12 protein-coding genes are annotated in these 12688 nt (G+C 65.4%); 4 read left to right on the top strand and 8 right to left on the bottom strand.

Going from position 1 to position 12688, the window contains the following annotated elements; translation table 11 throughout:
- Positions 1–14 precede the first annotated feature (14 nt).
- From TRP66_RS02385 to kdpF, 7 genes are all read right to left on the bottom strand, one after another.
- Positions 15–293: a hypothetical protein gene (locus tag TRP66_RS02385; protein WP_333399715.1), complete on the bottom strand. Its 279-nt coding sequence runs from the start codon at positions 291–293 to the stop codon at positions 15–17.
- A 95-nt stretch (positions 294–388) separates the two neighbouring features.
- Positions 389–1081, bottom strand: coding sequence for a response regulator (locus TRP66_RS02390; protein ID WP_333399716.1), 693 nt, complete (start codon positions 1079–1081; stop codon positions 389–391).
- Between the two features lie 55 nt (positions 1082–1136).
- Positions 1137–3797 (bottom strand): sensor histidine kinase KdpD, encoded by a 2661-nt coding sequence (locus TRP66_RS02395; RefSeq protein WP_333399717.1) that lies wholly within the window; start codon positions 3795–3797, stop codon positions 1137–1139.
- A 40-nt stretch (positions 3798–3837) separates the two neighbouring features.
- On the bottom strand, positions 3838–4410 hold the full coding sequence (gene kdpC, locus TRP66_RS02400) for a potassium-transporting ATPase subunit KdpC (protein WP_333399718.1): 573 nt from the start codon (positions 4408–4410) through the stop codon (positions 3838–3840).
- Positions 4411–4468: 58 nt separating this feature from the next.
- Complete coding sequence (gene kdpB, locus TRP66_RS02405) at positions 4469–6535, bottom strand: potassium-transporting ATPase subunit KdpB (RefSeq protein WP_333399719.1); 2067 nt, start codon at positions 6533–6535, stop codon at positions 4469–4471.
- Positions 6536–6544: 9 nt separating this feature from the next.
- Positions 6545–8245: a potassium-transporting ATPase subunit KdpA gene (kdpA, locus tag TRP66_RS02410; protein WP_333399720.1), complete on the bottom strand. Its 1701-nt coding sequence runs from the start codon at positions 8243–8245 to the stop codon at positions 6545–6547.
- Positions 8246–8247: 2 nt separating this feature from the next.
- Complete coding sequence (kdpF, locus tag TRP66_RS02415; protein ID WP_333399721.1) at positions 8248–8343, bottom strand: K(+)-transporting ATPase subunit F; 96 nt, start codon at positions 8341–8343, stop codon at positions 8248–8250.
- A gap of 204 nt (positions 8344–8547) precedes the next feature.
- Here kdpF and TRP66_RS02420 point away from each other — a divergent pair, with 204 nt between their 5' ends.
- The 4 genes from TRP66_RS02420 (at position 8548) to xopAW (ending at position 11490) form a co-directional block, all read left to right on the top strand.
- A complete protein-coding gene (locus TRP66_RS02420; protein ID WP_333399890.1) occupies positions 8548–8811 on the top strand; it encodes a helix-turn-helix domain-containing protein in 264 nt (87 codons plus the stop codon).
- 171 nt (positions 8812–8982) lie between these two features.
- A complete protein-coding gene (locus TRP66_RS02425; RefSeq protein WP_333399722.1) occupies positions 8983–9732 on the top strand; it encodes a response regulator transcription factor in 750 nt (249 codons plus the stop codon).
- Complete coding sequence (locus tag TRP66_RS02430) at positions 9729–10760, top strand: sensor histidine kinase (protein WP_333399723.1); 1032 nt, start codon at positions 9729–9731, stop codon at positions 10758–10760. The genes TRP66_RS02425 and TRP66_RS02430 overlap by 4 nt, the downstream gene beginning before the upstream one ends.
- A 97-nt stretch (positions 10761–10857) precedes the next feature.
- Positions 10858–11490 carry a XopAW family type III secretion system calcium-binding effector gene (xopAW, locus tag TRP66_RS02435; RefSeq protein WP_333399724.1) on the top strand — a complete coding sequence of 211 codons (633 nt, stop codon included), beginning with the start codon at positions 10858–10860 and terminating at the stop codon, positions 11488–11490.
- Between the two features lie 45 nt (positions 11491–11535).
- Here the strand turns inward: xopAW and TRP66_RS02440 are convergent, their stop codons facing one another.
- Positions 11536–12585 (bottom strand): AI-2E family transporter, encoded by a 1050-nt coding sequence (locus TRP66_RS02440; protein WP_333399725.1) that lies wholly within the window; start codon positions 12583–12585, stop codon positions 11536–11538.
- Positions 12586–12688 lie beyond the last annotated feature (103 nt).

Below are 12688 nucleotides of genomic sequence, written 5' to 3' on the forward strand. Positions count from 1 at the left end.
AGTAAAATCTGGCATCAACGCCCGGCACGGGACTCGCGGATGTAGAAGCGCGCCTTTTCGGATTTCTGCGTACAGCCCTCGAACGCTTCGAATTGCTGCTGGGTCTTGGCACCGGTCAGCAACGACAGCGCCTTGGAATAACTGACCGTGCCGGCGAAGCCCTCGGCCTTGGCCAGGTCCAGCTCGTGCCAGGCCGCGTCGAGCTGGGTGGCGCAACTGTCTCGGTACGCGGTCTTGCCGGCGCAGCCCGCCAGCAACAGGGCACTCAGGGGTAGAAAGATCCAGGCTTTCATGAAGGTAACCTCAGGGGGAATAGACAAGATGCCGGTTTGACGATGCGCCGGGGCAAAAGTGCCCGGGCCTGGCGAGTGCAATCATCCCGCAACATTCACTCGTCTTCCAGCAGCCGATATCCCACGCCCGCTTCGGTCACGATGAAACGTGGCGCCGTCGGATCGTCGCCCAGCTTGTGCCGCAGATGGCCTATCACGATCCGCAGATAGTGAGTGTTGTCGGTGTGGGTCGGTCCCCAGATATCCTTGAGCAACTGCTGCTGGGTGATGACCCGGCCGGGATGCCGCGCCAGATGTGCCAGCACCGCGTACTCCTTACGGGTCAGCGCGACTTCGAGACCATTAAGCAGCACCCGCCGATACGCCAGGTCGACGGTCAACGGTCCGCGCGTGTAGGCCGCCGATGCCACCTCGCTTCCCGCAACCTGACGCAGCAATGCCCGGACCCGCGCCAGAAATTCCTGGATGCCGAAGGGCTTGGTAACGTAGTCGTTGGCGCCGGCATCCAGCGCCATGACCTTTTGCGATTCGCTGGCGCGGACCGACAGCACCAGCACCGGCACTGCGGACCACTCGCGGAACTCGGCGAGCACCTGTTGCCCGTCCATGTCCGGGAGGCCAAGGTCGAGTACCAGCAGGTCCGGCTTGCCCAGCGCCGCCTGGGTCAGGCCATCGGTGCCGGTCGCGGCTTCCAGAACCTTGTACCCCTGGGAAGCCAGACTGATACGCAGAAACTTGCGGATCTGCGGCTCGTCGTCGATGACCAGGATGGTTTGCGTCTGACTCATGGTTGGCGTGCCGTTCCGATGTCGTGACCGGCCGCAAGGGTAACCTGAAACCGCATCACCGGCCCTCCTGGATATCGTCTTCGGGCTGGCGCGGCAACGGGAGATAAAGGGTGATCGCCGTGCCCCGCCCGTCGAGACCCTCGCCCACCTGGATGCGCCCGCCATGGGCGCCGATCATGCCTTGGCAGATCGCCAGACCAAGGCCGGTGCCTTGCCCGCCCCGGTCGCCACGCGCGGCGGTGTAGAACATGTCGAAGATTTTCGACCGGTCCTCGGAAGGAATGCCGGGACCTTCATCGCTCACCGCGAAGAACAGTTCGCCCTCACGGGTTCCGGCCTCGACACGCAGGCGGCCGTCGGGCGGGGAAAAACGCGCGGCGTTTTCCACGACATTGACCAGTGCCTGTTCGATCAGCGCGGCGTGAACGTGCAACAGCGGGAGTTCCGCGGGCACCGCGCGCTCGACCCGCAGGCTGGCCGTCACCGCGCGCAGCCGACCGAGCGCACTGCCGACGATGTCGGCGGGCGCGACCCAGTCACGCGCCAGCTTGAGCGCGCCGTGCCCCAGGCGGGTCATGTCCAGCAGATTCTGGATGTAGCGGTCCAGCCGTTCGGCTTCGTCGCGAGTGCCTTCGAGCAGCTCACGGCGGTCGGCCAGTGGTATCGCCTCGCCCAGCGCCAGCAGGCTGTCGATACTGCCGCGCATGGCCGTGAGCGGCGTGCGCAGGTCATGGGAGACCGAGGCCAGCAAGGCGCTGCGCAGTTGTTCGGTTTCCCCGTGCAGACGCGCGGCCTCAAGCCGTTCCCCCAGCTGCGCCCGGGCCAGCGCCTGAGCCACCGGCTGCGCCAGCGCCGCCAGCAGGCGCCGATGCTGGGCGGTGAACGGCTCTGCGGCGCGAGGCGCAACGCCGAGCAGCGCCAACGGTCCTTCCTCGGCGGACACCGGCGACCACCACCAACGTCCCGACGGCAGCGTGCCAGTGCCGCTGCCTGCCGCCTGATCGTGTTGCCAGGCCCAATCGGCGGCGGCCCGTTCCGGCTCCGACAGCTGGATCGGCTCGCCCGTCTCCACTGTCCAGCCGCCGTGCGCATCAGGACTCAGCAGGCACACTTGCAAAGCGTTCCAGCCGCTGAAGTGCTGCTCGGCGGCGATGATGACTGCCTGCCGGTCGGTCGCGGCGGTCATCTTGCGCGACAGGTCGAGCAATTCGCTGGTCTGCCGCTGAGTGTCGCGCAGGGCCTGCAACTGCTGCCGCTGGCGGGCGGCGAGCTTGCCGGTCAGACCCGACATCAGCAAGAAGAACAGCAAGGTCAGGACATCTTCCTCGCGCTGAATGCTGAGGGAGAAATTCGGTGGTATGAACAGAAAGTCATACGCCAGGAACGACAGCGCCGCGCATGACAAGGCCGGCCCGATGCTGCTGCGCACCGCCACCAGCAGCACTGCGGCGAGAAAGATCAGCGAGATATTGGGCAGTGCCAGCCAGCCCGCCACACCCCAGGCCAGCGCGCTCGCCAGCAGCGCGGCGACCAGTGCCAGCAGGTAATCGGACCAGACCGTTGGCCGCGTCGCGTGGTTGCGCCTGGTTCCCGGCGCGGTCTCGGCGTGATCCAGCACGCTGATCTCCAGACCGTGCCCTTCGCGCAGCAGACGCGCGCCCACGCCTCCGCCGAACGTGCGCCGCTTGAAGGTACGCCGCGACTGGCCGACCATCACCAGACTGGCACGCCGCTCGCCGGCATGTTGCAGCAGAGTCCGGGCCACTTCCCCGGCCCGCAGCGACACCACTTCCCCGCCCAGTCTTTCGGCGAGCTGCTGAGCGCTTTGCAACTGGCTGCGGGCCTGCTCGTCCAGCGGCCGACCGGCGTCGACGTGCACCGCGCTCCAGGGCAGGTGCCTGCGCTGGGCGACCCGACTGGCGTGCCGCACCAGAAGCTCGGCGCTGGCATCGCCATCGATCCCCACCAGCAGTCGTCCGCGTACGGCGGGCGCGGCCTGACCGAGCTGTCGATAACCCTGGGCCAGATCGTTGTCCACTTGCGCGGCTGCGGTCTGCATGGCCAGTTCGCGCAGTGCCGTCAGGTTGGTCTGGGTGAAGAACGCATCGATCGCGGCCCTGGCCTGCTCCGGCACGTAGACCTTGCCGTCGCGAAGCCGCTCCAGCAATTCACGGGGCGGCAGGTCGATCAGCACCAGCTCGAAAGCCTCCTGCAACACCCAGTCCGGGAGCGTTTCCCGCACCTGAACGCCGGTAATGCCGCGCACCTGGTCATTGAGGCTTTCAAGGTGCTGGACGTTGACCGTGGTGTAGACGTCGATGCCTGCGGACAGCAGCTCCTGGATATCCTGCCAACGCTTGGCATGACGACTGCCGGGCGCATTGCTGTGAGCCAGCTCGTCTACCAGCGCCAAGGCCGGATCGAGCGCCAGCAGGCGGTCCAGATCCAGTTCCTCCAGAGTCATGCCGCGATATTCGCGACGCAGCATGGGCAGCTGGGGCAGCCCGGCCAGGAGCATCTCGGTTTCCGCCCGGCCATGGGTTTCCACCACCGCGGCAACGACACTCACCCCCTGGCGCAACTGAGCATGCGCCGCCTGGAGCATGGCGTAAGTCTTGCCCACGCCCGGAGCGGCCCCGAGAAAGACTTTAAGACGCCCTCGGCCCTCGCGGGGCAATTGCGCCAGTAATGCATCGGCTCGACCGGAATCGCTCAATTAATGACTGCCTCGGTTGTTGTTTTCGATAGCTCGCCCATCACAGCTTCGCACTGCGCGCGGCAGACGGTACCTGATCCAGAGCCATATTCAAGACCACCACGTTGACCACTGGCGGACCGATCAAGGGACGTTGCGTGTGAGATTCAACCAGCGCGCGGACCTGCTCCACCGACAGGCCGCGCGCCGTCGCCACCCGGGCGACCTGCCAGTCGGCCGCTTCGGGTGACAGATGAGGGTCCAGGCCGCTGCCGGAAGTGGTCAGCAGGGTCAAGGGCACAGGTCCCTGCCCGGGACCCGCCAGGTTCGCCGCCTGTTCACGAATCCGTGTCGCCAGCGCCGGGTTGCTCGGCGCCAGGTTGCTCGCACCACTGGCCACGGTCGCGTAATCGGCGGCGGACGGGCGTGGATGAAACCACTGCTCGCCGGTGAACGGCTGGGCGATCAGTCCGGAGCCGCGCACCTTGCCCTCGGCGTCGTACAGCAAACTCCCGGCGGCCTGGGTGGGAAAGGCCGTCCGGGCGATACCGGTGACCGCCAGAGGGTAGGCGACGCCGGTGATCAGGGTCATCAGCAGAGTCAGGCACAGGGCCGGACGCATCACATTGGACATTTCACATCCTCGAATGAATGACGCCGCGAACCGACCGGCTCGCGGCGCGGTAACGGGTTCAGGCCAATCGCAACGCGACCAGCAACAGATCGATCAGCTTGATGCCGGCGAAAGGCACGACGATGCCGCCCAGGCCGTAGATCAACAGGTTGCGGCGCAGCAACTGGGCCGCGTTCGCCGCCTGCACCCGCACCCCGCGCAAGGCCAGGGGAATGAGCACCACGATGATCAGTGCGTTGAAGATGATCGCCGAGAGGATCGCGCTCTGCGGGCTGTGCAACCCCATGATGTTGAGCACGCCCAACTGCGGATAGATGGCGGCGAACAAGGCCGGCAGGACCGCGAAATACTTTGCGACGTCGTTGGCGATGGAAAAGGTGGTCAGCGCACCACGGGTGACCAGCAGTTCCTTGCCGACCCGCACCACCTCCAGCAATTTGGTCGGGTCGCTGTCCAGATCCACCATGTTGGCCGCCTCGCGCGCGGCCTGGGTGCCGTCGTTCATCGCCACGCCGACATCCGCCTGAGCCAGCGCCGGGGCGTCGTTGGCGCCATCGCCGCACATCGCCACCAGCCGGCCCTGGCCCTGCTCCTGGCGGATGCGCTCCAGTTTTTTCTGCGGGGTCGCTTCGGCCAGAACGTCATCGACGCCAGCCTCCGCCGCGATGGCCGCGGCGGTCAGCGGGTTGTCGCCGGTGACCATCACGGTGCGAATCCCCAGCCCGCGCAGTTGTTCGAAGCGCTCGCGAATACCCGGCTTCACCACGTCCTTGAGGTGAATGACGCCCAGCAGCCTGCCATCGGCGCAGACCAGCAGAGGCGTGCCGCCGGACTTGGCGATGGCATCGATCTCCCTGGCCAGCACCGGCGGCAGCTGCGATCGCTGCTGACCGATGAACGCCATGACCGAATCCACGGCCCCCTTGCGATAGACCCGGCCCTGATGATCGACCCCCGAGAGTCGCGTGTCGGCGCTGAACGGCACCGCCGTGATCTCGCTCAGTGCAGGTTCGTTGAGCGGGTGCAGATTGCGCAGGAATTCAACGATGGATTTGCCCTCGGGCGTGTCGTCGGCCAGCGACGCCAGCAAAGCGCCCTCGCCCAGCTCTCTGGGCGTGACGCCCGGGGCGGCATAGACCGCCGTGCAGCGCCGGTTGCCGAAGGTGATGGTGCCGGTCTTGTCCAGCAGCAGCACATGAACGTCTCCCGCCGCCTCCACCGCGCGCCCGGACTTGGCGATCACGTTGAGCCGCACCAAGCGGTCCATACCGGCGATCCCAATGGCCGACAGCAGGCCGCCGATGGTGGTCGGAATCAGCGTGACCAGCAGCGCCACCAGGAACACCAGCGGCAGGCTGCCACCGGCAAAACGGGCGAAGGGCTGCAGCGTGATGACCACCAGCAGGAAGATCAGGGTCAGGCCGATCAGCAGGATATCCAGCGCCACCTCGTTGGGCGTTTTCTGACGCCGGGCGCCCTCGACCAGCGCGATCATGCGGTCCAGGGTCGATTCGCCGGGATTGCTGGTCACGCGGATCAGCAGCCAGTCGGACACCAGCCGGGTATTGCCGGTAACCGCCGAGCGATCGCCCCCGGATTCGCGTATCACCGGCGCGGATTCCCCGGTGATCGCCGCTTCGTTGACGGCGGCGATGCCCTCGATCACCTCGCCGTCGGCCGGGATCATTTCGCCGGCCGCGACCCGTACCACATCGCCTTTGCGCAGCTCGGCGGCGGCGACGATCTGAAAGCTTCCGTCAGGTGCGCGGCGACGCGCCTTGAGCCCTTCGCTGCCGGCCTTGAGGCTGTCGGCGCGGGCCTTGCCCCGCCCTTCGGCCAGTGCTTCGGCGAAATTGGCGAACAGCACGGTAAACCACAGCCAGATCGCGATCTGCGCAGCAACGTGAGTCGGCACTTGCGGGTCAGGAATGACGCACAGCACGGTGGTCAGAATCGCGGTCAGCTCGACCACCAGCATGACCGGCGAGCGTTTGAGCTGGCGCGGATCGAGCTTGACGAACGCCTGGACCAGCGCGGGGCGCCACAGGGCAGCCAGGCCGGTGCGGCCGATTTCGGGAGCGACCGGTGCCGCGTCCGCTTTTGCAACTTCAACAGGCAAAGTCATGATGAATCCTCAGAAGCCCAGGCTCAGGTGTTCGGCAATCGGGCCAAGCGCCAGCGCCGGCAGGAAGGTCAGGCCGCCCACCAACAGGATGGTCACGGTCAGCAGGCAGACGAAGAGCACGCCGTGGGTCGGGAAGCTGTCCTGGCCCTGTCCGGGCGGCACGGCGGTTTTCATTGCCAGACTGCCCGCCAGCGCCAGCACCGGCAGGATGTAGCCGAAGCGGCCGATGAAGATCGCCAGGCCCAGCATCAGGTTATGGAAGGTGGTATTGGCGCCGAAGCCGCCGAACGCCGACCCGTTGTTGGCCGTCGCCGAGGTGTACGCGTAAAGCAACTGGCTGAAACCGTGCGGGCCGGGGTTGCTGACCGCACCGGCCGGTCCCGGCAGGCTGGCGGCGATGGCCCCCAGCACCAGCACCCCGACCGGCATGACCAGCAAGGTCGCCACCAGCAACCGGACCTCCTGGGCCTGGAGCTTCTTGCCCAGGTATTCCGGCGTGCGCCCGATCATCAGCCCGGCGAGAAACACCGCGATCAGCACGTTGAGCAGCAAGCCGTTCAGACCGACTCCCACGCCGCCGAACACCACCTCGCCGAGCATCATGTTGACCAGCGCCACCAGGCCCGTCAGCGGGTTGAGGCTGTCGTGCATGGCATTCACCGAGCCGTTCGAGGCAGCGGTGGTCGCCACCGACCAGAGCACACTGCCGGTGGTGCCGAAGCGGGTTTCCTTGCCTTCCAGCGGCGCCGTCTGTTCAACGCCCGCCAGGTTGAGCGCGGGGTTGGGCTGGTATTCGGCCCACAGCGAGACTGCGCCGCCGATCAGCAGCAAAGCCAGCATGCATCCCAGGATCGCCCGACTCTGGCGCATGTCCTTGACGTAATGACCGAAGGTGAACACCAGCGCCGCGGGAATCAGCAGAATCGAGACCAGCTCCAGCAGATTGCTCCAGGCCGTCGGGTTCTCGAACGGATGCGCCGAGTTGACGCCAAAGAAGCCGCCGCCGTTGGTCCCCAGCTGCTTGATCGCGATCTGGCTCGCGGCCGGCCCCATCGGCAGGCTCTGATCGGCGCCTTGCAGCGTCAGCGCGTCTACGTAGGCGGCGAAGTTCTGCGGCACGCCTTGCCAGACCAGCAACACCGCCACCACCAGGCTGATCGGCAGCAGGCCGTAGAGCGTGGCGCGGGTCAGGTCCGCCCAGAAATTGCCGAGACCGGCGGAGGATCGGCGGCTGATGCCCCGACACAAGGCCACCAGCACCGCGAGACCGGTCGCCGCGCTGACGAAATTCTGCACGGTCAGACCGGCCATCTGGCTCAGGTAGCTCAGCGAGGCTTCGCCGCTGTACGCCTGCCAGTTGGTGTTGGCCACGAAACTCATGGTGGTGTTGAACGCCAGCGACCACTCCATGCCCGGCAGTCCTTGCGGATTGAGGGGCAGATAACCCTGCAGCATCAAAATGGCGAACAGCAGCACGAAGCCCGCCAGATTGAACGCCAGCAGAGCCCAGGCGTATTGCTTCCAGGTCTGTTCGTCCCGCGGATCAACGCCCGACAGTCGATAGCAGGCATGCTCGACCGGCCCCAGCACAGGCGTCAGCCAGGTGCGCTGCCCCTCCATTACTCGGTAGTAGAAGCGCCCCAGCCAAGGTGCCGGCAGCAGTAACAGTCCCAGAAAACCCAGAATCAGCAGATAGTCATAACTGTGCATGGCTACTCCTGAGTCCGGTCGGCGCGCAGCAGCGCCAGCAGCAGGTACACCAACAACCCTGCCCCCATCAGCAGAGAGATTGCATCCATCACGCTCATCGAAATTCCCCTTGTACGGCAACGGCCGCGTGGGAGTCATTGTCGGCAGCACAGGCGTAAAGGAACGAGCCGGACCGGGGGGCAGGCGCGTAAAGAAGCCGTAAAAAAGGCGCCTCACTGTCATTTCTGTCAGGTTTCGCCAGGCGCGTTACGCGCTAAAGTGTCGCGGTGGTCATTCAGCAAAAGGACTTGATGATGAAACACATGGACGCACGCCATACTCGTGTCGCAAAGTCGCTCGACCAGCTGCCGATCTCACCCTGCCAGGTAAAGCTGACCGCCAAGGAAACAGAGGTTCTGCTCTGGGCGGCGAAAGGCAAATCGGTGTGGGAGATTTCCCGAATCCAGGAACGCAGCGAAGCGGCGATCAACTTCCACATGTGCAATATCAGGCGCAAGTTCGGGGTCAGCACGTTGCGCGCGGCGCTGGTGCTGGCCATTACCCAGGGGCTGATTCTGTCGCGCTGAAGCAAGTGGATACCCATTCCTGGCATGTATCACTCCCGATACATTCGCGACATGTTCGCGACAACCGCCGCGGGCACCCTTCCGCCGCGCCTCCCGGCGAAGTAGCATGCCGGGAGCGTTGATTATCAACAGCGGCCAGTGATGGCGGCATCATCAGGCGGCAGTCGCAGCATGCAAGCATTTCCAACCGGCAATACCGAAGGCAGTTCCCCGGAGCAGCGCTGGACCACCCGCGCGCTGATCGTCGATGACGACGTGGCGATCCGCGAGCTACTGTGCGACTACCTGACCCGCTTCAATATCCAGGCGACCGGCGTTACCGACGGTGCGCAGATGCGTCAGGCGCTAACCGAGCAGACCTTCGACGTCGTAGTGCTGGACCTGATGCTGCCGGGCGAAGACGGCCTGTCGCTGTGCCGCTGGCTGCGCAGCACCTCGGACATCCCGATCCTTATGCTGACCGCCCGCTGTGAGCCGACCGACCGCATCATCGGTCTGGAGCTGGGCGCCGACGACTATATGGCCAAACCCTTCGAACCCCGGGAACTGGTCGCGCGCATCCAGACCGTGCTGCGCCGGGTCCGTGACGATCGCAGCGAGCCGCGCACCACGATCCGTTTCGATGCCTGGCGCCTGAACAGTGTCCTGCGCCAGCTGGTGTCGGCGGACGGTCTGGTCGTGCCGCTGTCCAACGCCGAGTTTCGTCTGCTGAGGGTGTTTCTGGAGCGCCCGCATCGGGTCCTGAGCCGCGAGCAGCTGCTCGATGCGGCACGGGGCCGCTCCATCGAAGCGTTTGATCGCAGCATTGACCTTTTGGTCTCGCGCCTGCGTCAGAAGCTGGGCGACGATCCGAAGAATCCGCAACTGATCAAGACGGTGCGCGGCGAAGGCTATCTGTTCGATGCCAGGGAGATGGGTTGATCCGTTCGGCCGACACCCTCTTTGCCCGCCTGTTCGGCGGCGCGCTGCTGGCGATACTGCTGGCGCATCTGCTCGCCTTTGCCTGGTTCACCCAGTACGGCCCGCCGCCCATGCCGCCACCTCCGGCGCAGACTGAACTGCACAGCAAGGACGGCGTGCATCGAGAACACCGGCCACCGCCCTGGAGCGGTCCAGTCGTCCCCCTGATCTTCCAGCTCATCACCCTGGTGGTAGCGGCCTGGTACGGTGCCAAGGCGCTCAGCCGTCCGGTGCGGCGCTTGAGCGAAGCCGCCGAGCGCCTGAGCGAAAACCTCGATAACCCGCCGCTTGAGATCACCGGCCCCAAGGAAGCGCGCCAGGCCGCGATGACCTTCAACCTGATGCAGGACCGGATCCGCGAACAACTGCAACAGCGTGCGCGGCTGCTCGCGGCGGTGTCTCACGACCTGCGCACCCCGCTGTCGAGGCTCAAACTGCGGGTCGAGCAAATCGAAGAGCCTCGTCTTCACGACCAGATGACCCAGGATCTGGACGACATGATCGGCATGCTCGACGCGACCCTGACCTACCTCAACGAGCACCGGCGGGGCGAGTCGGTCCAGCAGCTGGATCTGCAGGCGCTGCTCGAATCGCTGGCCGAGAACGCCCAGGACAACGGCGACAATGTGCAGTGCGAAGGCCAGTGCAGGCCGGTCAGAACCCAACCCATGGCGCTGCGCTCGGTGCTGCACAACCTGATCGACAACGCCGTGCGCTACGCCGGTAGCGCCCACGTGCTGATCGAAGACCACCCCGACAGGATCAGAATCTCGGTCATCGACCACGGGCCCGGCATCGCCGCCAACCTGCACGAAACCGTGTTCGAACCCTTCTATCGCCTGGAAGGCTCGCGCAATCGCAACTCCGGCGGCGTCGGCATGGGCATGACCATCGCCCGCGAAGCCGCCCGGCGCATGGGCGGCGAACTGCATCTGGCCGAAACGCCCGGTGGCGGACTGACCGCGATTCTCGATTTGCCGCGAAGCTGAGCGGTATCGCCGCCGTTACAAAGCGCACATTCCCGCGACAACTGCCCCCTTGACGCTTGATGCTCCGGCAACATTCATTTCAGGGGGAGTGAATCCAATGATCAGTGGTATCAGCAGTACGTTGAGGAGCTACCTCAGCTCCAACACCTCGACGTCCAGTACCGACAGCAAGAAGTTTCAGGAGGAGCTGCTCGCCAGCCTCGACACAGACGGCGACGGCGCCATCAGCAAGGACGAACTGGGTAGCGCACTGTCTTCCGAGAACAAGGACGGCATCACGGTCAGCCTCAGCCAGGCGTTCAGCGATCTAGACAGCGATGACGACGACAGCCTGAGCGTCGAGGAACTGGCCGCGCTCACTCCGCCTCCTCCACCGCCAATGCAACCGCCTGCGGATCTGGCGGAAGATTTGGTGAGTTCGCTGGACGGCGACGGTGACGGTTCGATCAGCACTGAAGAGCTCACCGCCGGCTTGAGCACTACCGGCAGCAGCGTCGACAGCAATCAGCTGTTCAATGCGCTGGACACCAACGAAGACGGCACTGTGAGCCTGGAAGAATTGACGGCCAGCCTGGAGTCCTCGCAACCCCAGGCCATAGCGGTCGACGAGACCCCGCAGCCCAGCCAGATGAGCGCGCAGGCGCTAAGCCGTATAGTGGCAGCCTTGACCGAGCGGTATGACACCGACGGCGACCGGCCGGTCGGCAAATATCTCGATACCGCCGCGTAATACCCCGTTCCGCCGCCGGGCCGACCCGGTGGCGGAGCGCGATGTTCAACGCGGCGGGCGCGCCCGCTCGTTGCCCACCCAGTCGGTCAGCAGGCTATAACCCACCGCCAGCAGGGTCGGGCCGATGAACAGCCCGATGAAACCAAACGCCAGCAGCCCGCCGAATACCCCCAGCAACACGATCACCAGCGGCAGGTTGCCGCCCCGGCTGATCAGGTAAGGCTTGAGCACGTTGTCGACCCCGCTGATGATGAACATGCCCCAGATGCCGAGAAATATCGCCATCCCGTATTCGCTCTGCCAGACCAGCCAGCCGGTGGCCGGCAGCCAGACCAGTGGCGGCCCCATCGGAATGAGGCTGAAGGCGAAAGTCAGTATGCCCAGCACCAGCGCGCCGGGAATGCCGGCGATCAGAAAGCCGATCAGGGCCAGCACGGCCTGGGCGGCCGCGGTGCCAATCACGCCGTTGACGACCCGCTGCACCGTTCCGGCCACCAGATCCAGATAATACTGGGCCCGATCATCAATCAGCCGCTCCAGCAGGCTGAGAACGAAGGCCGCCAGCCGCGGGCCATCCCGATAGAAGAAAAAGGCGAAGACGATGCTCAGGGTCAGCTCCAGAATCCCGCCGCCGATCTGCGCGCTGCGGGCCAGCAACCAATTGCCGACTTCACCCAGATAAGGGCGCAGGCTGGTCATGAATGCCGCGCCCTGTTGGTCAATGGTGTTCCACAAACCCACCAGCCGGCCACCCACCAGCGGCAGCCCGGCCAGCCAGTCCGGCGGATCGGGCAGGCCGTCGACCTGGACATTGCGGATGAAACCGATGGCATCGCGGATGTGATCGGCCAGATTGAAACCCAGCCACACCAGCGGCGCGGCGACCAGCACCAGCCAGCCCAGGCTCATGACCAGCGCCGCCAGCGACTCGCGCCCTCTGAACCAGCGGGTCAGCAAGGTCATCAGCGGCCAGCTGGCGAAAGCCAGCACCGCGCCCCAGACCAGCGCCGACCAGAACGGCGCCATCACCCACAGACAAGCGCCCAGCAGCGCGAGCAGAAGGATCTGCACCAACAATCGATCGTTATTGAACATGAGCCCTTCACTGTGCGGAGATCAAAAGCCAGAGGATAACGGCGTCAGCGACACCTGTCCCGTAGGAGCCAGCTTGCTGGCGATCTGCCGCAAAGCGGCAGCA

The organism is Pseudomonas sp. JDS28PS106 (assembly GCF_036706555.1).
Lineage (GTDB): Bacteria > Pseudomonadota > Gammaproteobacteria > Pseudomonadales > Pseudomonadaceae > Aquipseudomonas.

What these genes read in the sequence shown, in the direction of transcription:
- TRP66_RS02425 (WP_333399722.1), top strand. Translation starts at nt 8,983, where the DNA reads ATGCAAGCATTTCCAACCGGCAATACCGAAGGCAGTTCCCCGGAGCAG.
- kdpF (WP_333399721.1), bottom strand. Translation starts at nt 8,343, where the DNA reads ATGAGCGTGATGGATGCAATCTCTCTGCTGATGGGGGCAGGGTTGTTG.
- TRP66_RS02420 (WP_333399890.1), top strand. Translation starts at nt 8,548, where the DNA reads ATGGACGCACGCCATACTCGTGTCGCAAAGTCGCTCGACCAGCTGCCG.
- xopAW (WP_333399724.1), top strand. Translation starts at nt 10,858, where the DNA reads ATGATCAGTGGTATCAGCAGTACGTTGAGGAGCTACCTCAGCTCCAAC.
- TRP66_RS02390 (WP_333399716.1), bottom strand. Translation starts at nt 1,081, where the DNA reads ATGAGTCAGACGCAAACCATCCTGGTCATCGACGACGAGCCGCAGATC.
- TRP66_RS02440 (WP_333399725.1), bottom strand. Translation starts at nt 12,585, where the DNA reads ATGTTCAATAACGATCGATTGTTGGTGCAGATCCTTCTGCTCGCGCTG.
- kdpB (WP_333399719.1), bottom strand. Translation starts at nt 6,535, where the DNA reads ATGACTTTGCCTGTTGAAGTTGCAAAAGCGGACGCGGCACCGGTCGCT.
- kdpC (WP_333399718.1), bottom strand. Translation starts at nt 4,410, where the DNA reads ATGTCCAATGTGATGCGTCCGGCCCTGTGCCTGACTCTGCTGATGACC.
- TRP66_RS02385 (WP_333399715.1), bottom strand. Translation starts at nt 293, where the DNA reads ATGAAAGCCTGGATCTTTCTACCCCTGAGTGCCCTGTTGCTGGCGGGC.
- kdpA (WP_333399720.1), bottom strand. Translation starts at nt 8,245, where the DNA reads ATGCACAGTTATGACTATCTGCTGATTCTGGGTTTTCTGGGACTGTTA.